This is a genomic window from Bacillus sp. VA13, assembly GCF_055710085.1.
Window position 1 is genome coordinate 611,494 of the sequence record NZ_JBVQPP010000002.1, and the last position, 19,561, is coordinate 631,054.

Genomic DNA, 19,561 nt, shown 5'->3' on the forward strand with positions numbered 1-19,561 from the left:
AATACAAGGAGGCGTGGCTTGTGACTAAAGTAAACATTGTTATTATCGACGACCATCAGTTATTTCGTGAAGGTGTTAAACGGATATTGGATTTTGAACCTACCTTTGAAGTGGTAGCCGAAGGTGACGACGGAGACGAAGCGGCTCGTATTGTTGAGCACTATCATCCTGATGTTGTGATCATGGATATCAATATGCCAAACGTAAATGGTGTGGAAGCTACAAAACAGCTTGTAGAGCTGTATCCCGAATCTAAAGTAATTATTCTATCAATTCACGATGACGAAAATTATGTAACACATGCCCTGAAAACAGGCGCAAGAGGTTATCTGCTGAAAGAGATGGATGCTGATACATTAATCGAAGCGGTTAAAGTAGTTGCCGAGGGCGGTTCTTACCTTCATCCGAAGGTTACTCACAATCTCGTTAACGAATTCCGCCGTCTTGCAACAAGCGGAGTTTCTGCACATCCTCAGCATGAGGTTTACCCTGAAATCCGCAGACCATTACATATTTTAACCCGGCGGGAATGTGAAGTGCTGCAGATGCTTGCAGACGGAAAAAGCAACCGCGGTATTGGTGAATCATTGTTTATCAGTGAGAAAACCGTTAAAAACCATGTGAGCAATATTTTGCAAAAAATGAATGTAAACGACCGGACGCAAGCCGTTGTGGTCGCCATTAAAAATGGCTGGGTAGAAATGAGATAGTATAATACGAGACTTGCCTTTTACTAGGCAGGTCTTTTTTTAGGCTGCCGTTTCCCTTACAATAGAGTTATAAAGCAATAAGGCAGGTATCGAAGCTATGAATATTGCAGTCGTAACAGACAGCACGGCATATATTCCGAAAGAAATGCGTGAACAACATCAAATACATATGATCCCTCTCCAGGTTGTTTTTGGTGAAGAAACTTATCGTGAAGAAATCGAACTGGACTGGAAAAGCTTTTACGATGAAGTAAAAAAACATACCGAGCTTCCGACGACTTCTCAGCCGTCAATCGGCGAACTGGTTGCTTTGTATGAAGAGCTTGGCAAGTCTTATGATGCGGTCATCAGTATCCATCTTTCCAGCGGGATCAGCGGAACGTTCAGCAGTGCAGCAGCGGCTGACACAATGGTTGACAATATTGAAGTGTATCCATTTGACTCAGAGATCAGCTGTTTGGCTCAAGGCTTTTATGCTCTTAAAGCTGCTGAATTAATCAGAAATGGAGCATCATCGCCGGAAGATATCATAAAAGAACTGGAAGAAATGAAAAAAACAGTTCGGGCGTATTTTATGGTAGATGATTTAGCCCATCTTCAGCGGGGCGGACGATTAAGCAGCGCTCAAGCCTTCATTGGGAGTCTTCTAAAGGTAAAGCCTATTCTTCATTTTGACAATAAGGTAATTGTGCCTTTTGAGAAGATTCGCACACGTAAAAAAGCAATTTCGCGAATTTATGAGCTTTTAGACGAAGATGCGAGTAAAGGATTGCCTATGCGTGCTGCTGTTATCCACGCTAATCGAGAAGAAGAAGCAGCGAAAATCATTGAAGAGCTTTCTGCAAAATATCCTCACGTTGAATTTTATAACAGTTATTTTGGCGCGGTAATCGGCACTCATTTGGGTGAGGGTGCGCTAGGAATATGCTGGTGTTTTAAATAACGTAAAATCTCCGTTTTAACAGCGGAGATTTTTTTATATTCTTATTTTGATTGCTGGACAGAAAATATTCACTAAGGCATACTGTCTCGAAAGGAGGCGGTGCTATGCTGATTGTGCCAGCAGAAAAGAACATTTCTTTTTCAAAAGAATTGCAGCAGACGCTTCAAAGCCGTCATTTGCTCAGAACCGAACTCCCATTTTCCGATAAGTTGATTGAATGGCATATCGAAAATGGATATGTCGCTGCCCAAAACTCTATATCCATAAATAAACGGGGATATAAGTGTAATAGGTGCGGCCAAAATGATCAGCGGTATTTTTCTTTTTGTCTCTCATCTGGAAAGAATCAGCTATATTGCCGTTCCTGTGTCATGATGGGCAGAGTGAGTGAGAATGTTCCTTTATATTCGTGGATAGAGGAGGATGAACCAAACTGGCCGCAAATAAAGCTGACATGGGATGGCAAGCTTTCAAGCGGACAACAAAAAGCCGCCAATGTCTTAATTGATGCAATATCAAAAAAAGAAGAGTCCCTCATTTGGGCTGTTTGCGGCGCTGGCAAAACAGAGATGTTATTCCCCGGTATAGAATCCGCGTTAAATCAAGGGTTGCGTGTATGTATTGCGACACCCCGCACAGATGTAGTATTAGAGCTTGCTCCTAGACTCAAGGCTGCCTTTCAGTGTGCTGACATTTCAGCACTTTACGGAGGAAGTGATGACAAAGGCTGTTTATCTCCGCTTATGATTTCTACCACACATCAGCTTTTGCGATATAAAGGGGCATTCGACGTTATAATCATTGATGAAGTTGATGCGTTTCCGTATTCTGCTGATCAAACACTTCAGTTCGCTGTTCAAAAAGCTAGAAAGAAAAACAGCACCCTTGTTTATTTAAGTGCAACACCTCCTCAAGAATTAAAAAGGAAAACACTGAATGGACAGTTATATTCAGTCCGTATTCCAGCAAGACACCATCGAAAACCTTTGCCCGAACCGCGCTTTCTATGGTGTGGAAACTGGAAAAAGAAATTATACCGAAATAAAATCCCGCTAGCGGTAAAAAGATGGATAGAGTTTCATGTGGAAGAAGGGAGGCCGGTTTTTTTGTTTGTTCCCTCCGTTACTGTTCTGGAAAAGGCAGTTGTATGCTTTAAAGATGTTAATTGCCGAGCAGCGGCAGTGCATGCGGAAGATAAACACAGAAAAGAGAAAGTACAGCAATTCAGAGACGGTCAGCTTGATCTCTTAATCACAACAACAATATTAGAAAGAGGCGTCACGATTCCCAAGGTGCAAACGGGTGTATTAGGGGCGGAATCGCCTATCTTTACGGAAAGCGCACTTGTTCAAATCGCAGGAAGAACCGGGCGGCATAAAGAGCATGCAGACGGTGATGTCATTTTCTTTCACTACGGAAAAACAAAGAGTATGCTGGATGCAAGAAAGCATATAAAAGAAATGAATGCCTTGGCAGCAAAAAATGAATGAACAGACTAGCCATTATTTGAAAACGTGGTACAGTATACTCATATAACCGACGATGAGGAGCTGTAAAAATGCTTGTCAATTCAAAAGAAATCGTAATGAAAGAACTGCTCGACCGATATATGGATCAGCTTCATATGATCTGCACTTGCCAAGTATGCAAAAACGATGTATTGGCACTTTCTTTAAACAAAGTAAGACCATCCTACGTCACTGATCTTCAAAAGATCGCATATACAAAAGCTGAGCTTGTAGATAAACAAAAAAACACGGCTATGCTTGTCATTTTGGCTGAATCTGCTGCTGTGGTATCAGAGAGTCCAAGCGATTTATGCCAAATGAAGCAGGAGGGGGCATTTATAAACTGATCTGTCTATTATGCGATTCACCATTTTTTCAAGCTATTACATGGAGAGCTCTTTTTTTATTAAAGCCTGAAGAAAAGGTCTGCCATACCTGCAGAAGCAAATTAAAGAAAATCACAGGACATATCTGCACCCTGTGCGGCAGGCCTCAATCCGTTCATGCGGTATGCAGGGATTGCGAGGCGTGGAAATCAAGAGTCAGTGACAGCTTGCTGCTGCGCCAAAACCGTTCAGTTTACACATATAATGATATGATGAAAGAAACGCTCTCCCGTTTTAAATTTAGAGGAGATGCAGAAATCATAAATGCTTTTAAAAGTGATTTTTCTTCAACCTTCTCACAGGTTTACCCCGATAAGCATTTTGTTCTTGTTCCTATTCCGCTGAGCAAGGAACGGGAAAAAGAGCGCGGATTTAACCAGGCACAGCTCCTGGCAGAATGTTTAGACCGGCCTATCCACCATCCCCTCATCCGCCTGAATAATGAGAAACAGTCTAAGAAAAAGAAAACAGAACGCCTGCTTTCAGCACGTATTTTTGATACAAAAAACAACTCAGCCGAAGGTATGAATATCATTTTAATAGACGATCTTTATACAACAGGCGCCACTTTGCATTTTGCAGCCCGCTGTTTATTAGAGAAAGGAAAAGCCGCTTCAGTGGCATCTTTTACCTTAATCAGAAGCTAAATGATTCTGTTTTTATGCCGATATAATCACTAGAAATTAACACAGGCATATTATCGAATAAGGAGAAAAAAGATGGGAGAACTGGCGAATTGTCCGAAATGCAATGCTTTATTTTTAAAAACAAAGCTGCAAACCGTATGTCAGGCGTGTATTAAGGAAGAAGAAACATCATTTGAGATTGTATATAAGTTTTTAAGGAAGCAGGAAAACCGGCAATCGACTTTGAGCCGGATAACCGAGGAAACAGGTGTAGAAGAAGAGCTGATATTGAAATTCATCAGGCAGAAACGCATTCAAATCACTCATCTCCCTAATTTGGCATACCCATGTGAAAGGTGCGGGACATCGATTCGGGAAGGCAAGTTCTGCAAGGCTTGTCAGTCCGATTTAAAGGCTCAAATGGATCATTTGGACCACGAGGACGCACTGAAAACAGAGAAGGAAAATAGTAAAAAAGACACATACTATGCCTATAATACCAAAAACAACTGATTCCCTAAACTAACTGAAACCGCAGTCGATAAAAGGGTTAGATTGTTTAAAGACTGCAACGGAAAGCGAGAGGAATCCTATGAAAATCAATCAATTTGGAACACAATCCGTTAATCCATACCAAAAAAATTATGAAAAGCAAGCGGTGCAAAAAACTGCTGCACAGCCTCAAGATAAAATTGAAATTTCATCACAGGCTAAGGAACTGCAAAATGCATCCGACGCAGTCACTGGTTCACGCCAGGAAAAAATTGAGCAGCTTAAAGCGCAAATTGAAAATGGGTCATACAAAGTAGACGCAAATCATATAGCAAAAAATATGATTGATTTTTATAAAAAGCAATAAAAAGGAGAAAGCCCATGTCAGCAAAGCCAATTATTGAACAATTGAAGCGACTTTGCGTTCTGCATGAGCACCTGCTCACGCTGTCTGAGGAAAAGACGGAAGCGCTCAAAGCCGGCAAAACAAAAGAGCTTTCTAACATTTTGACAAAAGAACAAAAGTATATTCAAGCAATCGGGCAGACAGAAGATGACCGGATCAAGGCGACTTCCGCCTTTCTCGGATACAGCGACAATAACACCATTTCCGCATGTATCGCCAAAACTTCAGGCAGTGAAAAGGAAGAGCTGGAACAATTATACGAAGCTCTTTCTAACGTTCTCGGACATCTGAAAGAAGTGAATGAGATGAATAGGCAGTTGACGAGAGACGCGCTGCAATTCATCTCTATTTCGTACGATATGCTGGTTCCTAAGGAAAATAATTTCAATTACAGCAAATCAATTAAAGCTGAGCTTCCAAAGAGCAGCCCAATGAAACTTTTTGATTCAAAAGCTTAGCAGAAAGGAATTCAGAATATGACATCTACCTTTATGGGGCTTGAAACTGCAAGGCGGGCGTTAAGCGCTCAGCAAGCAGCGTTAAGCACTACTGCAAATAACGTGGCAAATGCCAATACTGATGGTTATACAAGACAGCGAGTCTCATTAGAGGCAACTGACTATTTCCCTGCTGTATCAAAAAATGCAGAAAAAACCGCGGGACAAATGGGAACGGGTGTTCAAGGGAAGTCAGTTGAGAGAATAAGAGATATCTTTCTTGACTACCAATACCGCCTTCAAAACAACAGTGCCGGATACTATGACACGAAAGTCAAAGCTCTGTCCCAAATGGAAGGCGTTTTAAATGAGACCGATGACAGCGGCTTGAACAGTGTGCTCAATTCGTTTTGGAATTCCCTTCAGGAATTATCGAATAATACTAATGAAGACAGTGCGCGTTCTGTTGTTGCTCGAAAAGGACAAGCTGTAGCTGAAACGTTTAATTATATTTCTGAATCACTTACAAATGTTCAATCGAACTTAAAAGCAGAACTAAATACAACTGTGTTGGACGTTAATTCTCTGCTTTCTCAATTAAACAGTTTAAATAAGCAAATTGCACAAGTAGAACCGGTCGGACTTCTTCCGAATGGCTTATATGACCAGCGAGATTTGCTGATAGATAAATTATCCTCAATGGTTGATATCAAAGTCAGCTACAACAAATCAGGAGGGAATGCACTTTCTTCTGCTGAGGGAACTGTATCAATTGAAATCCTTGATAAAAATAAACAGTCGCTGGGAACTGTTTTGGACGGTAAAAATTACGCGGTTTCAGAACTTGCAGCCAACTATGATAATGAAACTGGGTTAGTATCAAGTATTTCAATCGGAGATACGGCTGTACAGGTGGAGTCATTCAGCAGTAAGGGATCCCTTTTAGGATTTGTAGAGTCTTACGGGTATATAACAGCAGACGGTGAAGAAAAGGGCATATACCCTGAAATGCTAACTGACCTTGACAATATGGCCCTTGAATTCGCGAAAGCTTTCAATGAAGTGCACAGAAATGGTTTGACCAAGAGCGGTGAACAAGGCGGGGACTTTTTTGATTTTACTGGCGGTGACACTGAGCCTGCAAAGGGAGCAGCGGGCAAGATTAAAGTTGCTGACAGCATAATAGATTCTAAAGGCGCAAACATTGCTTTCTCACTGACTGGTGCAGCCAACGATAATGCAAATGCTACAAAATTAGCGAATGTTTTAACCGGTAAAATGATCATTAATGGCAAAGAAACTAGTGTGTTAGATTATTATGCGGGTTTGATTGGCGAGCTGGGGATCAAAGCTCAAGAGGCGAATCGCCTGGCGTCTAATACAGAAACACAGCTCAATGATGCTGACATCAACCGTCAGCAAATGAGCGCGGTCTCTTTAGACGAAGAAATGACCAATATGATTCAATTCCAACACGCATACAATGCTGCTGCGAGAATGGTAACGTTACAAGACGAAATACTCGACAAAGTGATCAATGGCATGGGTGTCGGAGGAAGGTAGGTAGATCAAATGAGAGTAACACAAGGGATGATTCAGCAAAACTCATTGAGATATATCGGTTCAAGCTACTCGAAGCTGGATAAACTTCAATCACAGATTTCTTCAGGAAAAAAAATCTCAAAAGCCTCCGACGATCCTGTAGTAGCGATGAAAAGCTTAAAGTATACGACGCAATTGTCTCAAGTGCAGCAATATAAAAGTAATGCTTCTCAAGCCTTTACCTGGCTCGAAAACACAGAAACAAACATTACTGAAGGAATTGACATCCTATCAAAGGTCAGAGAATTAGCTGTTCAAGCTCAAAGTGATACAAACGGCGAAGCGGAGCGGCAAGCGATTGGCGTAGAAGTGAAGCAGTTAAAGGAACAGCTTTTAAATATTGCGAATACACAAGTGAACGGAAGATATATCTTTAACGGCACAAATTCAGACAAGCCTCCGGTTACAGATAACGGAGACGGAACTTATACAATTTCTGATACTGCTGATGTTGTTGTCAATATATCAAATAATATGACATTGAAAGTGAATTCAGATCCAAAGTCAGCTTTTGGAGGCACCTCTGAAAGCGGACAGAATGTATTTGAAATGCTTGACTCATTTGAGAAAGCACTGAGTTCAGGTTCACTAGATGGCATGGACAATGTTTTAGATGATATTGATCAATTTTCTGGCGGCATGAGCGCTGAACGCTCTGATCTTGGAGCAAGATATAATCGTCTTGAACTGGTTAATACAAGACTTTCAGCTCAAGAAGAAACAGCTACAAAAGTGTTGTCAGACAATGAAGATGTAGAACTGGAAGAAATAATAACTGAATTTATTGCGCAGCAAAGCGTGCACAGGGCTACCCTGGCTGTAAATGCACAAATTGTTCAGCCTACATTGATTGACTTTTTAAAGTAAAGCGGCTCTCAGGAGTTCGCTTTTTTTATAGTTCAGGAGGTAGAGTGATGCAAATTCCCAGATTGATTATGCATAGTGTTCAAGGGAAAATTGGTTTAACAACGACGCCCGCCAGCTTAAAAATGGAGCAGCCGCAAGCCGATCTAGAGATCGAACAGCCAAGCGCGGAAATGGAAATTTCGGTGACACCTGGAAAACTCACGATTGACCAGACGCAAGCATGGGAAGAATTAGACAGAAAACATATATTCAAGAGAATCGAAGAAGCCGCCCAACAAGGGCATGAGGATGTAATGGAGGGAATAGCCCGCACTGCAGAAGAAGGCGCCGAGCTTATGAGAATTGAAAATAAGGGGAACCCAATCGCTTCACAAGCAAGGAGGAACTCTGAGATGCACCAGATTCAATTAGGCGAACATTATGCTTCTTCTTTTTCAAGGGTGAAAATACAATATACCCCGTCAGAGCTTGATATTCAGATTACGCCGAGAAAGCCTGTTATTCAGGCTGAACCGCATAAGCCAGTTGTTGAATATACGCCGGGAAACGTTAAGGTTGACATGCTTCAATACCCTGATTTAAATATAGATGTAGAATACCCGAAAGAATCACACGAAAAGTAAACAGAAAAGGATCGTGAACAATGATCATTCATACAAAGTACCATGGCCAAATGAACGTAAAAGAAGAACAAATCATTCTTTTTGAAAACGGGATTCCGGGCTTTTTAGAAGAAAAACAGTTCGTCATACTTCCGCTTTCAGAAGACTCTCCATTCGTGGCGCTGCAGTCCGTCACTTCAGAAAATCTTGCGTTCATTGTTGTAAGTCCGTTCGTCTTTTTTAAGAATTATGAATTTGACCTTGATGAATCAACTGCTGAACTTTTGGATATCGATAATATTGAAGACGTAGAAGTCATGACAATACTGACCATGGCAGAGCCGTTCGAAAAATCTACTGCCAATTTATTGGCTCCCATTATTGTGAATCGCAAAAACATGATGGCTAAGCAAGTCGTTTTACACGACTCCTCGTATACGACAAAGCATCCGATTGGAGGAGAATCATGCTAGTTTTATCCCGGAAAATAAACGAAGCGATTCAAATAGGTGCTGATATTGAAGTGAAAGTCATTGCGGTTGAGGGTGACCAAGTGAAACTTGGAATTGACGCCCCAAAGCATATTGATATTCACAGGAAAGAAATATATTTGACCATTCAGGAAGAAAATAACCGTGCGGCAGCGTTATCCAGCGATGTAATCTCCGCATTATCCTCACAAAAAAAGTGAGGATTTTTTTATTTTGGTATTAACAAAATCAGAGACGATCCGATATTAATGATGTAGCCGGGAGGAGACGCAAGAGACTCCGCCGGTTATAAAAAATGAGGCACAAGGACGTGCCTAAAAACACATTCAGGGAGGAACAAAACAATGAGAATTAACCACAATATCGCAGCACTTAACACATTGAATCGTTTGGGTTCAAACAACGGAGCAGCACAAAAGAACATGGAGAAACTTTCTTCAGGACTTCGTATCAACCGTGCGGGAGATGACGCAGCAGGTCTTGCGATCTCTGAAAAAATGAGAGGACAAATCAGAGGTCTTGAAATGGCTTCTAAAAACTCTCAAGATGGAATCTCTCTTATCCAAACAGCTGAGGGTGCATTAACTGAAACTCATGCAATCCTTCAACGTATGCGTGAGCTAGTAGTCCAAGCTGGAAACACTGGTACACAGCAAGCAGATGATCTTAAATCTATCCAAGACGAAATCTCCGCTCTAAAAGAAGAAATTGGCGGTGGGACTGGTGCGAACGGGATTGCAGACCGTACACAATTCAACGGTAAAAACCTATTAGATGGTTCTTTTGCTAGCGGGACAGCAGACCTTACATTCCAAATTGGTGCAAATAAAGGACAGCAATTAACAGTAAATATCGACAGCATGAAAGCAGCAGACCTTGGAACAACTGTAGCAATCAGCGATATCGATGTAACAACGTTTGATACTTCATCATTCGATAATCAACTTTCCGGGATTGATGAAGCAATCACTCAAGTTTCTAACCAACGTTCTAAACTTGGTGCAGTTCAAAACCGTCTTGAGCATACAATCAACAACTTGAGCGCTTCTGGTGAAAACCTGACAGCTGCTGAGTCTCGTATCCGTGACGTTGACATGGCTAAAGAGATGAGCGAGTTCACAAAGAACAACATTCTTTCTCAAGCTTCTCAAGCGATGCTTGCTCAAGCTAACCAACAGCCGCAAAACGTACTTCAATTGTTACGTTAATTTTTTAAAAAAGACCTTGGCTTTGCCAGGGTCTTTTATTTATGTTTTTATCTCCGAATCATTCCCCTTGCTGTCTATTACTCGTGATATAATAATCAGATTCTTCACCTGCTTTATAAATGTATTTCCAAACAAGAAATCTAAAACAGATGAGTTTTTTTCCAAAAATATGTGTAATCTTCTCTCTACTTAGTCGATATAAACGATAGATTGGGGCATAGGGGATGATCAATTGAACATTGAAAGGCTCACTACGTTACAACCTGTTTGGGATCGTTATGATACCCAAATACATAATCAGAAAGATCATGAGAGTGAGGGTCCTGTTCATCAAGTTTCATATACCAATCTTGCTGAAATGGTAGGGGAAATGAACAAGCTTTTGGAACCTTCGCAAGTTCACCTGAAGTTTGAGCTTCATGAAAAGTTAAATGAATACTATGTAAAAGTAATAGAAGACTCTACAAATGAAGTTATCCGCGAAATTCCGCCGAAACGGTGGCTTGATTTTTATGCGGCTATGACTGAATTTCTTGGGTTATTTGTAGATGAAAAAAAGTAGATTAGGAGTGGTTTGGAATGGTCACGAGAATAACAGGTCTGGCGTCAGGAATGGATATAGATGATATCGTATCAAAGCTGATGCAGACAGAAAGAGCGCCGCTTGATAAGCTGACACAAAAAAAGCAGACTCTTGAATGGCAGCGCGACAGCTATCGTGAAGTAAACTCAAAAATAAAAGAATTGCAAGATTATATGTCTAAAAATACGTTGACATATCCGAGTACGTATCAGAGCAAAACTGTGACCAGCTCCAATGAGTCTGTGTTAACTGCTACAGGAAACGCAAGTGCGCCAAATTCTTCTTCTACTGTTGAAGTAGCGAGCTTGGCAACCGCAGCAACGTATAAGGCAGATAATTACACGGGATACACACAAGGCGATTATAATTTGGCATTTAACGTTGTGGCGCCTGGCGAGACAACGGCAAAAACAGTAAACATCAGTGTGACGAGCGCCGATACGATTGATAATGTGATTTCTAAACTTAACAGCTCAGATCTAGGAGTCTCAGCATTTAAAGATAAAATTTGGAACGGTACAGAGTATGTAGAAACGATTGCGTTTTCTTCTAAAGCAACAGGCGCAGGAGGCAGCATACAGGCAGCAGACTCTTCTACAGCCGACTTTATGTCCGGTCAGCTCGGTTTTTCTTTAGACGCTGATAATAAGCTCACTGCTTACAAGGAAGGAACAAATGCAAAAGTCACAATTAATGGCTTTGAAATGGAGAAGCTGACAAACAACTTTACGGTTAATGGCGTTACCTACTCGATCAAAAATACAACGGCAGCCACAGGCCCTGTTACCACATCTGTTTCTACTGATGTTGACGGGATTTATAACCAAATTAAAGAGTTTGTAGATAAATACAATGAATTGGTTGACAGCCTGAATGAAAAGCTTAAGGAAGAAAAATACAGAGACTATACGCCGCTGACGAGTGAACAAAAAGAAGCAATGTCCGATAAAGAGGTAGAGCTGTGGGAAGAGAAGGCAAAAAGCGGATTGCTGAGAAATGATGCCAGCATAAGCACCGGTACGAACCAAATGCGGACTGATTTTTATACTCAAGTAAATGCGAATGGAAAAACCTATCAATTAACTGAATTTGGCATCACAACATCAAGTGCTTACCAATTACGGGGACATTTAGAGATTAATGAAGATAAACTGAAAGCAAAAATACAAGAAGATCCGCAAAGTGTTGCCGCTTTATTTACAAGCGGAACGAACAGCAGCGCCTATAGTGATAAAGGGATTATGAAACGCATCGGCGACACACTGAAAAGCACAGTGAAAAGCATTGAAGCAAAAGCCGGCAACTCGACAATGGGAACCAATGACTACTCAATCGGTAAAAATTTAAACACGATCAGCACTGATATCACCAAAATGCAGGACCGATTGACCACGATAGAAAACCGTTATTATAAAAAATTCAGTGCAATGGATTCTGCGATTCAAAAAATGAACGAACAAGCGTCCTATTTATCACAGCTTCTTGTACAATAAATGTAATTTGGAGGATGACACATGGCGATCCAAAATCCTTATACAGCCTATCAGCAAAATTCAGTGAATACTGCTACACCCGGTGAACTGACACTTATGCTGTATAATGGCTGTTTGAAATTTATAAGACTTGCATCTCAGGCCATTGAGAATAATGATTTGGAACGTAAAAATGAAAATCTGATTAAAGCGCAAAATATCATTCAGGAATTAAATTTTACGCTTAACCGTAACATAGAGCTATCCGCTTCCATGGGTGCGATGTACGATTATATGTATCGAAGATTGGTACAGGCAAACATCAAAAATGATACGAGCATGCTGGCTGAGGTTGAAGGATATGTAACAGATTTTCGCGATGCATGGAAACAAGCCATTCAAAGTGAACGGAAGGACCGGCACGGATCAGGCGGGATCGCATGAATAACATAGATCAACTATACACTGAGACGCAGAGTATGCTGTCACACATACAAGATACACCTGAAAGCGATGAACTTTTAAAGCAAATTGAAGATTTTGTGGCTAAACGGTCTGAACTTATTCAGGAGATATCTCTGCCGCTTTCAGAAGAAGAAAAAAAGCAGATGAAGCTTGTCCTGACATGGGATCAGCTTATTGTGAAGGAAATGAAAAGACTAAAGCAGTCAATCGCAACAGAACTTCAGCAGGTAAAAAGGAAACGTGCGATGCACACGACGTATTTAAATCCTTATAACAACATTACGATTGACGGCAGATATTATGACAAGCGTAAATAGGTGAGTGCCTTGAAGAGCATTGAAGATTATACGCTTTTATCAGCTTATTATCATCTTCTTTTTACCATTGAGGAAGGGCTATGTTATTTGATAGAAGCTGAACAGAATTTATCAAAAACAGAAGGGGATCGGATCTACCAAGATCTGATCCAAGCCTTTTTTTATTTGGATTCAACACATTCAACACTTCTCTTTGTTATGAACACGCGGTGTGCTGAAATATGTATTAAAGCATTTGACGAAATTTTTGCGGAGTTTGATCAATTGGTTTCTTTCTCTTTTCCCTCTTATGAGTTCTGCGAGTTTTTAAAAGAACATTTTCTGATTCATTATAGAAAATGGATGCTGTCCATTCATCAATGTATGGAGCCCTTTGTAATCAATTAGGCGAGGGTGAGGTATTTGTTTCTTACAATCAGCATATACATATACCTCCGAACCGCCAAATCATCAGCACATACAAACACAATTCGACAAAGTTCACTGAATTTTCACAAAATGTTTACGTTTCAGCAGGAATTGTAAAGGGTAAAGAAGAAATAGATACATATCCTTAATTAAAAGGGAGGCGTTCTTTGATGAACTATAACATCAGAGGAGAAAATATTGAAGTGACACCCGCGTTAAAGGATCATGTCGAGAAGAAGATCGGCAAGCTGGAGCGTTATTTTGACCATAGCGTGAATGCCGATGTGAACGTCAACTTGAAGTTTTACAACGACAAGGAGTCTAAAGTTGAGGTTACGATTCCGATGACAGATCTGGCGCTTCGGTCCGAGGTGCATAACGAGGATATGTACAACGCAATTGATCTCGCAACAAACAAACTGGAACGTCAAATCCGTAAGCACAAAACGAAAGTAAACCGTAAATTCCGTGAGCAGGGCTCTCCAAAATATTTATTGGCAAACGGCCTTGGCTCTGATACAGATATTGCGGTTCAGGATGAAATAGAAGATGAGGAGAGCTTGGACATTGTCCGTCAGAAACGCTTTAATTTAAAGCCGATGGACAGTGAAGAAGCGATCTTGCAAATGAATATGCTCGGCCATAATTTCTTTGTTTTCACAAATGCGGAAACAAACCTTACAAACGTCGTGTACCGCAGAAATGACGGGAAATATGGCCTGATTGAACCGACTGAATAATGAAGAGCAACCTTCCGTGATTTTCGCGGAAGGTTTTTGTTTTTTCTTATTTGCAAATTCTTTGGAAATAAGAGAAGGTATGATATGATAATGGGAGGTATACATGGACTAGTAAATTATTTATACATGCCTGCAAATCAGGCATGTGATGATAGAGGAGCGTTATAAATGCTTGGAATTTTAAATAAAATGTTTGATCCAACAAAACGTACGCTGAATAGATACGAAAAAATAGCTAACGATATTGATGCGGTTCGCGGAGACTATGAAAATCTCTCTGACGACGCGCTGAAACATAAAACGATTGAATTTAAAGAGCGCCTTGAAAAAGGGGCGACAACTGATGATCTTCTTGTTGAAGCATTCGCTGTTGTTCGGGAAGCTTCGCGCCGCGTAACCGGAATGTTTCCGTTCAAAGTCCAGCTCATGGGGGGCGTAGCGCTCCATGACGGAAATATCGCTGAAATGAAAACAGGGGAAGGGAAAACGTTAACGTCTACTCTGCCTGTTTATTTAAATGCGTTAACAGGTAAAGGCGTACACATCGTGACTGTCAACGAATACTTGGCAAGCCGTGACGCTGAGCAGATGGGGAAAATTTTCGAGTTTCTCGGTATGACTGTCGGCTTAAATTTAAACTCAATGTCAAAAGACGAAAAACGGGAAGCTTATGCCGCTGACATTACTTACTCCACAAACAACGAGCTTGGTTTCGACTATTTGCGTGACAATATGGTTCTTTATAAAGAGCAGATGGTTCAACGCCCGCTTCATTTTGCGGTAATAGATGAAGTTGACTCTATTTTAATTGATGAAGCGAGAACACCGCTTATCATTTCTGGACAAGCTGCGAAATCCACTAAGCTGTACGTGCAGGCAAATGCTTTTGTCCGCACGTTAAAAGCAGAGAAGGATTATACGTATGATATCAAAACAAAAGGTGTACAGCTGACTGAGGAAGGAATGACGAAGGCAGAAAAAGCGTTCGGCATCGATAACCTGTTTGATGTGAAACATGTTGCGCTTAACCACCATATCAACCAGTCCTTAAAAGCGCACGCTGCGATGCAGAAGGACGTTGACTATGTAGTGGAAGACGGACAGGTTGTTATTGTTGATTCCTTCACGGGACGTCTGATGAAAGGCCGCCGCTACAGCGAGGGGCTTCACCAAGCAATTGAGGCAAAGGAAGGGCTTGAGATTCAAAACGAAAGCATGACCTTGGCGACCATTACGTTCCAAAACTACTTCCGGATGTACGAAAAACTTGCCGGTATGACTGGTACAGCTAAGACAGAGGAAGAAGAATTCCGCAACATCTACAACATGCAGGTTGTCACGATCCCTACTAACAAGCCTGTTGTCCGTGACGATCGTCCGGATTTAATTTACCGCACGATGGAAGGGAAGTTTAAGGCGGTTGCGGAGGATGTCGCACAGCGTTACATGACCGGACAGCCTGTTCTTGTCGGTACAGTTGCGGTTGAAACATCTGAATTGATTTCTAAGCTGCTTAAAAACAAAGGGATCCCGCATCAAGTGTTAAACGCCAAAAACCATGAACGTGAAGCGCAGATCATTGAAGAGGCCGGCCAAAAAGGCGCAGTTACGATTGCGACAAACATGGCGGGGCGCGGAACGGACATTAAGCTTGGCGAAGGTGTAAAAGAGCTTGGCGGTCTTGCAGTTGTCGGAACGGAACGCCATGAATCACGCCGGATTGACAATCAGCTCCGAGGACGTTCCGGACGTCAGGGAGACCCGGGGATCACCCAATTTTATCTTTCTATGGAAGATGAATTGATGCGCAGATTCGGAGCTGAGCGGACAATGGCAATGCTTGACCGCTTCGGAATGGACGACTCTACTCCAATTCAAAGCAAAATGGTATCCCGCGCGGTTGAATCGTCTCAAAAACGCGTCGAAGGCAATAACTTCGATTCACGTAAACAGCTTCTGCAATATGATGACGTTCTCCGCCAGCAGCGTGAGGTCATTTATAAGCAGCGCTTTGAAGTCATTAACTCTGAAAACTTGCGCGAAATCGTTGAAAATATGATCAAGTCTTCTCTCGAACGTGCAATTGCAGCCTATACGCCAAGAGAAGAGCTTCCTGAGGAGTGGAAGCTTGATGGTCTTGTTGAGCTTGTCAACACGACTTATCTTGATGAAGGTGCGCTTGAGAAGAGCGATATCTTTGGCAAAGAGCCGGATGAAATGCATGAACTCATTATGGATCGCATCATGACGAAATATAATGAAAAAGAAGTGAAATTCGGCGAAGAGCAAATGCGCGAATTCGAAAAAGTCATCGTCCTTCGAGCCGTTGATTCAAAATGGATGGATCATATCGATGCAATGGATCAGCTTCGCCAAGGAATTCACCTTCGAGCGTATGCACAGACGAATCCGCTTCGAGAGTATCAAATGGAAGGCTTTGCGATGTTTGAGAATATGATTGAATCGATCGAGGACGAGGTCGCAAAATTTGTGATGAAAGCTGAGATTGAAAACAATCTGGAGCGTGAAGAGGTTGTACAGGGCCAGACAACGGCTCATCAGCAGCAAGAAGGCGACGATAACAAAAAAGCAAAGAAAGCACCGGTTCGCAAAGTGGTTGATATTGGCCGAAATGCCCCATGCCACTGCGGAAGCGGGAAAAAATATAAAAATTGCTGCGGCCGGACTGAATAGTCCGCTCGGGCAAGTTTACTGACCGCGGCGCCTGTAGGCGCCCGCGGATCTTTTAATGAGGTGAATGGAATGGAATTATCAGAAATCAGAGCAGAGCTCGAAAATATGGCTTCTCGTTTAGCGGACTTTAGGGGGTCTCTTTGACCTCGAATCAAAGGAGGCCCGCATTGCTGAGCTAGATGAACAAATGGCTGATCCGGAATTCTGGAATGATCAGCAGAAAGCTCAAACGGTCATAAATGAAGCAAACGGTATAAAGGATTATGTCAATTCGTATAAAAAATTAAATGAATCACATGAAGAATTGCAAATGACTCATGATCTTTTGAAGGAAGAGCCGGACTCTGACCTCCAGCTTGAGCTTGAAAAAGAACTAAAATCATTAACAAAAGAGTTCAATGAGTTTGAGCTTCAGCTTCTTCTCAGTGAGCCGTATGATAAAAATAATGCGATTTTAGAACTGCACCCTGGTGCTGGCGGTACAGAGTCACAGGACTGGGGCTCTATGCTTCTTAGAATGTATACCAGATGGGGAGAACGCCGCGGCTTTAAAGTGGAAACGCTCGATTACCTTCCGGGTGATGAGGCGGGAATCAAGTCAGTTACATTGCTGATTAAAGGGCACAACGCCTACGGTTATCTCAAAGCAGAAAAAGGTGTCCATCGTCTCGTGCGGATTTCACCGTTTGATTCATCAGGCCGCCGCCACACGTCTTTCGTTTCATGTGAAGTCATGCCTGAATTTAACGATGAGATCGATATTGATATCCGTACGGAGGATATTAAAGTTGATACGTACCGTGCTAGCGGAGCGGGCGGACAGCACGTCAATACGACGGATTCAGCCGTTCGGATTACTCACTTGCCGACGAATGTGGTCGTGACGTGCCAAACGGAACGCTCACAAATTAAAAACCGTGAAAGAGCCATGAAAATGCTAAAGGCCAAACTGTATCAGCGCAGAATTGAAGAACAGCAGGCAGAGCTGGATGAAATTCGTGGTGAACAAAAAGAAATCGGCTGGGGCAGCCAAATCCGTTCTTACGTATTCCATCCGTATTCAATGGTAAAAGACCATCGGACCAATACAGAAATGGGGAACGTTCAAGCGGTAATGGATGGAGACATTGATACATTTATTGATGCCTACCTGCGTTCCAAGCTATCATAAGCAGAAAAACACACCTGATGTATACAGGTGTGTTTTTTTAATTTCTTCATATCCTTGATTTCACTGCTGCTTTAGCATATTACCACTGTATTTGGGTGTTATTTACATCTAATCAGGGAAGGATTAAAATGCTATCGGAGAGCATTGGAAGAAACGGAGGATATATGATGGATGTACGGAATCAAACACTTCGGGTTTTGCGGGATTATGTATACATATTAATAGGAGCGGCGATTACAGGTGTGTCCTTTAATGTATTTTTGCTTCCAAACAAGATTGCTGCCGGCGGTGTCAGCGGAATCAGCACAATTTTGCAGTCATATGGTTTTGAAGCAGCGTATGTACAGTGGATTATTAATATTCCTTTATTTATTGCCGGTGTCATTTTGCTCGGCGGAAAATTTGGGCTTAAGACGCTTGCGGGTTCTGTTTTTTTGCCGCTTATTGTCTTTTTGACAAGAGATATTCAGCCCGCCACCCATCATGAGCTTCTGGCGGCAATTTTTGGCGGCGTAGGCATCGGTGTCGGAATTGGCATTGTGTACTTAGGGAAAGGCTCGACGGGAGGAACGGCCTTGGCTGCACAGATCATTCATAAGTACTCCGGTTTGTCATTAGGGACGTGTCTCGCCCTCATTGACGGATTGATTGTCGTTACGGCGATGATCGTATTTAATATTGAGCAAGGCTTATATGCCATGCTTGGCGTCTATGTGTCCAGCAAAACGATTGATGTCGTTCAAGTCGGCTTCAATCGTTCAAAAATGGCGCTCATTATTACAAAGCAGGAGCAGGCTGTCAAGGAAGCCGTTTTACAGAAAATTGACAGAGGCGTGACGAAAATTTCCGCGGTAGGCGGATATACTGACGATGACCGCCCGATTTTAATGTGTGTGGTTGGGCAAACTGAATTCACCAAATTGAAACAAATCGTCAAACAGATTGATGAGTCAGCTTTTGTGATTGTGGCGGATGCGAGTGAGGTGCTGGGCGAGGGTTTCAAACGCGCTTAAACGAGGTTATAATATGGAAGAGATCGTAAAGGAGTTGTGCTTCTCAACATGAAATCAAAGTTATCGATACTAATGCTTGTATTTGCGCTTTCTGTTCTATTGGCTGCCTGCGGTTCAAACGATGCAAAAGAAGAGAAGACAGACACCGGCAGCAAGACTGAAGCCTCAGCATCTGAAGGGGAAGAATTATATCAGCAAAGCTGCGTAGGCTGCCACGGAAAGGATTTAGAAGGTATGTCAGGGCCTAACCTCCAAGAGGTCGGAGGCAAATACGACGAAGACAAAATTGAAAGTATTATTAAAAACGGCCGCGGCAATATGCCGAAGGGGCTTGTCGATGATAAGGAAGCCGCCGTTATTGCCAAATGGCTGTCAGAAAAAAAGTAAGATGAAAAATCTTTGCCGCAGTGCAGGCAAGGA

At 42.0% G+C, this 19,561-nt stretch carries 24 protein-coding genes; all 24 read left to right on the forward strand.

Annotated elements, in window-relative coordinates; translation table 11 throughout:
* Positions 1-20 precede the first annotated feature (20 nt).
* The 24 genes from degU (at position 21) to cccB (ending at position 19,528) form a co-directional block, all read left to right on the forward strand.
* Positions 21-710, forward strand: a complete 690-nt coding sequence (degU, locus tag AC0C66_RS11235) for a two-component system response regulator DegU (protein WP_003219701.1) — start codon at positions 21-23, stop codon at positions 708-710.
* A gap of 97 nt (positions 711-807) precedes the next feature.
* On the forward strand, positions 808-1,653 hold the full coding sequence (locus AC0C66_RS11240; protein ID WP_014115354.1) for a DegV family protein: 846 nt from the start codon (positions 808-810) through the stop codon (positions 1,651-1,653).
* Between the two features lie 107 nt (positions 1,654-1,760).
* Positions 1,761-3,143, forward strand: a complete 1,383-nt coding sequence (gene comFA, locus AC0C66_RS11245; protein WP_072182572.1) for an ATP-dependent helicase ComFA — start codon at positions 1,761-1,763, stop codon at positions 3,141-3,143.
* A gap of 68 nt (positions 3,144-3,211) precedes the next feature.
* Positions 3,212-3,508 (forward strand): late competence protein ComFB, encoded by a 297-nt coding sequence (comFB, locus tag AC0C66_RS11250; protein WP_014115352.1) that lies wholly within the window; start codon positions 3,212-3,214, stop codon positions 3,506-3,508.
* Positions 3,472-4,194, forward strand: coding sequence for a ComF family protein (locus AC0C66_RS11255; protein ID WP_061186927.1), 723 nt, complete (start codon positions 3,472-3,474; stop codon positions 4,192-4,194). The genes comFB and AC0C66_RS11255 overlap by 37 nt, the downstream gene beginning before the upstream one ends.
* Positions 4,195-4,266: 72 nt before the next feature.
* Positions 4,267-4,686: a TIGR03826 family flagellar region protein gene (locus tag AC0C66_RS11260; RefSeq protein WP_014115350.1), complete on the forward strand. Its 420-nt coding sequence runs from the start codon at positions 4,267-4,269 to the stop codon at positions 4,684-4,686.
* A 79-nt stretch (positions 4,687-4,765) separates the two neighbouring features.
* Positions 4,766-5,032: a flagellar biosynthesis anti-sigma factor FlgM gene (gene flgM / locus AC0C66_RS11265; RefSeq protein WP_014115349.1), complete on the forward strand. Its 267-nt coding sequence runs from the start codon at positions 4,766-4,768 to the stop codon at positions 5,030-5,032.
* 14 nt (positions 5,033-5,046) lie between these two features.
* Positions 5,047-5,529 carry a flagellar protein FlgN gene (gene flgN / locus AC0C66_RS11270; protein ID WP_014115348.1) on the forward strand — a complete coding sequence of 161 codons (483 nt, stop codon included), beginning with the start codon at positions 5,047-5,049 and terminating at the stop codon, positions 5,527-5,529.
* 18 nt (positions 5,530-5,547) lie between these two features.
* A complete protein-coding gene (gene flgK, locus AC0C66_RS11275) occupies positions 5,548-7,071 on the forward strand; it encodes a flagellar hook-associated protein FlgK (RefSeq protein ID WP_472973580.1) in 1,524 nt (507 codons plus the stop codon).
* Positions 7,072-7,080: 9 nt separating this feature from the next.
* Positions 7,081-7,977 carry a flagellar hook-associated protein FlgL gene (flgL, locus tag AC0C66_RS11280; RefSeq protein ID WP_072182543.1) on the forward strand — a complete coding sequence of 299 codons (897 nt, stop codon included), beginning with the start codon at positions 7,081-7,083 and terminating at the stop codon, positions 7,975-7,977.
* A gap of 47 nt (positions 7,978-8,024) precedes the next feature.
* Positions 8,025-8,600: a DUF6470 family protein gene (locus AC0C66_RS11285; RefSeq protein WP_072182544.1), complete on the forward strand. Its 576-nt coding sequence runs from the start codon at positions 8,025-8,027 to the stop codon at positions 8,598-8,600.
* A 20-nt stretch (positions 8,601-8,620) separates the two neighbouring features.
* Complete coding sequence (fliW, locus tag AC0C66_RS11290) at positions 8,621-9,052, forward strand: flagellar assembly protein FliW (RefSeq protein ID WP_072182545.1); 432 nt, start codon at positions 8,621-8,623, stop codon at positions 9,050-9,052.
* On the forward strand, positions 9,046-9,270 hold the full coding sequence (gene csrA, locus AC0C66_RS11295; protein ID WP_003219727.1) for a carbon storage regulator CsrA: 225 nt from the start codon (positions 9,046-9,048) through the stop codon (positions 9,268-9,270). Before fliW ends, csrA begins: the two co-directional genes overlap by 7 nt.
* Before the next feature lie 144 nt (positions 9,271-9,414).
* Entirely contained in the window at positions 9,415-10,278 is an 864-nt protein-coding gene (gene hag / locus AC0C66_RS11300) for a flagellin Hag (RefSeq protein ID WP_072182546.1), read from the forward strand.
* A 232-nt stretch (positions 10,279-10,510) separates the two neighbouring features.
* The gene (flaG, locus tag AC0C66_RS11305) at positions 10,511-10,840 is read left to right on the forward strand and encodes a flagellar protein FlaG (protein ID WP_072182547.1); all 330 of its coding nucleotides are present in this window, start codon (positions 10,511-10,513) and stop codon (positions 10,838-10,840) included.
* Positions 10,841-10,857: 17 nt separating this feature from the next.
* Positions 10,858-12,354, forward strand: coding sequence for a flagellar hook-associated protein 2 (locus tag AC0C66_RS11310; RefSeq protein WP_072182548.1), 1,497 nt, complete (start codon positions 10,858-10,860; stop codon positions 12,352-12,354).
* A gap of 21 nt (positions 12,355-12,375) precedes the next feature.
* Positions 12,376-12,777, forward strand: coding sequence for a flagellar export chaperone FliS (gene fliS, locus AC0C66_RS11315; RefSeq protein WP_072182549.1), 402 nt, complete (start codon positions 12,376-12,378; stop codon positions 12,775-12,777).
* Complete coding sequence (gene fliT, locus AC0C66_RS11320) at positions 12,774-13,115, forward strand: flagellar protein FliT (protein WP_041521080.1); 342 nt, start codon at positions 12,774-12,776, stop codon at positions 13,113-13,115. Before fliS ends, fliT begins: the two co-directional genes overlap by 4 nt.
* A 9-nt stretch (positions 13,116-13,124) precedes the next feature.
* Positions 13,125-13,502: a DUF8042 domain-containing protein gene (locus AC0C66_RS11325; protein ID WP_014115337.1), complete on the forward strand. Its 378-nt coding sequence runs from the start codon at positions 13,125-13,127 to the stop codon at positions 13,500-13,502.
* A gap of 191 nt (positions 13,503-13,693) precedes the next feature.
* Entirely contained in the window at positions 13,694-14,263 is a 570-nt protein-coding gene (gene hpf / locus AC0C66_RS11330; RefSeq protein WP_014115335.1) for a ribosome hibernation promotion factor, read from the forward strand.
* Between the two features lie 168 nt (positions 14,264-14,431).
* The gene (secA, locus tag AC0C66_RS11335) at positions 14,432-16,957 is read left to right on the forward strand and encodes a preprotein translocase subunit SecA (RefSeq protein WP_472973581.1); all 2,526 of its coding nucleotides are present in this window, start codon (positions 14,432-14,434) and stop codon (positions 16,955-16,957) included.
* A 69-nt stretch (positions 16,958-17,026) separates the two neighbouring features.
* Positions 17,027-18,128, forward strand: a protein-coding gene (gene prfB / locus AC0C66_RS11340) for a peptide chain release factor 2 (protein WP_114151180.1) whose coding sequence is annotated in 2 segments (ribosomal slippage) — positions 17,027-17,098 and positions 17,100-18,128 — 1,101 coding nt in all. Because the reading frame shifts where the segments join, the coding sequence is not laid out codon by codon here.
* Positions 18,129-18,295: 167 nt separating this feature from the next.
* Entirely contained in the window at positions 18,296-19,141 is an 846-nt protein-coding gene (locus AC0C66_RS11345; protein WP_072182551.1) for a YitT family protein, read from the forward strand.
* Positions 19,142-19,189: 48 nt separating this feature from the next.
* Positions 19,190-19,528, forward strand: a complete 339-nt coding sequence (gene cccB / locus AC0C66_RS11350) for a cytochrome c551 (RefSeq protein WP_014115329.1) — start codon at positions 19,190-19,192, stop codon at positions 19,526-19,528.
* The last annotated feature ends 33 nt before the right edge of the window (positions 19,529-19,561 follow it).

Excerpts from the sequence above, each read along its gene's own strand:
- comFB (WP_014115352.1), top strand. The coding sequence starts at position 3,212 with ATGCTTGTCAATTCAAAAGAAATCGTAATGAAAGAACTGCTCGACCGA.
- fliS (WP_072182549.1), top strand. The coding sequence starts at position 12,376 with ATGGCGATCCAAAATCCTTATACAGCCTATCAGCAAAATTCAGTGAAT.
- hpf (WP_014115335.1), top strand. The coding sequence starts at position 13,694 with ATGAACTATAACATCAGAGGAGAAAATATTGAAGTGACACCCGCGTTA.
- AC0C66_RS11240 (WP_014115354.1), top strand. The coding sequence starts at position 808 with ATGAATATTGCAGTCGTAACAGACAGCACGGCATATATTCCGAAAGAA.
- AC0C66_RS11345 (WP_072182551.1), top strand. The coding sequence starts at position 18,296 with ATGGATGTACGGAATCAAACACTTCGGGTTTTGCGGGATTATGTATAC.
- AC0C66_RS11310 (WP_072182548.1), top strand. The coding sequence starts at position 10,858 with ATGGTCACGAGAATAACAGGTCTGGCGTCAGGAATGGATATAGATGAT.
- fliT (WP_041521080.1), top strand. The coding sequence starts at position 12,774 with ATGAATAACATAGATCAACTATACACTGAGACGCAGAGTATGCTGTCA.
- secA (WP_472973581.1), top strand. The coding sequence starts at position 14,432 with ATGCTTGGAATTTTAAATAAAATGTTTGATCCAACAAAACGTACGCTG.
- AC0C66_RS11255 (WP_061186927.1), top strand. The coding sequence starts at position 3,472 with ATGCCAAATGAAGCAGGAGGGGGCATTTATAAACTGATCTGTCTATTA.
- flgN (WP_014115348.1), top strand. The coding sequence starts at position 5,047 with ATGTCAGCAAAGCCAATTATTGAACAATTGAAGCGACTTTGCGTTCTG.
- hag (WP_072182546.1), top strand. The coding sequence starts at position 9,415 with ATGAGAATTAACCACAATATCGCAGCACTTAACACATTGAATCGTTTG.
- AC0C66_RS11285 (WP_072182544.1), top strand. The coding sequence starts at position 8,025 with ATGCAAATTCCCAGATTGATTATGCATAGTGTTCAAGGGAAAATTGGT.
- fliW (WP_072182545.1), top strand. The coding sequence starts at position 8,621 with ATGATCATTCATACAAAGTACCATGGCCAAATGAACGTAAAAGAAGAA.
- AC0C66_RS11260 (WP_014115350.1), top strand. The coding sequence starts at position 4,267 with ATGGGAGAACTGGCGAATTGTCCGAAATGCAATGCTTTATTTTTAAAA.
- flgL (WP_072182543.1), top strand. The coding sequence starts at position 7,081 with ATGAGAGTAACACAAGGGATGATTCAGCAAAACTCATTGAGATATATC.
- csrA (WP_003219727.1), top strand. The coding sequence starts at position 9,046 with ATGCTAGTTTTATCCCGGAAAATAAACGAAGCGATTCAAATAGGTGCT.
- cccB (WP_014115329.1), top strand. The coding sequence starts at position 19,190 with ATGAAATCAAAGTTATCGATACTAATGCTTGTATTTGCGCTTTCTGTT.
- flgK (WP_472973580.1), top strand. The coding sequence starts at position 5,548 with ATGACATCTACCTTTATGGGGCTTGAAACTGCAAGGCGGGCGTTAAGC.
- flgM (WP_014115349.1), top strand. The coding sequence starts at position 4,766 with ATGAAAATCAATCAATTTGGAACACAATCCGTTAATCCATACCAAAAA.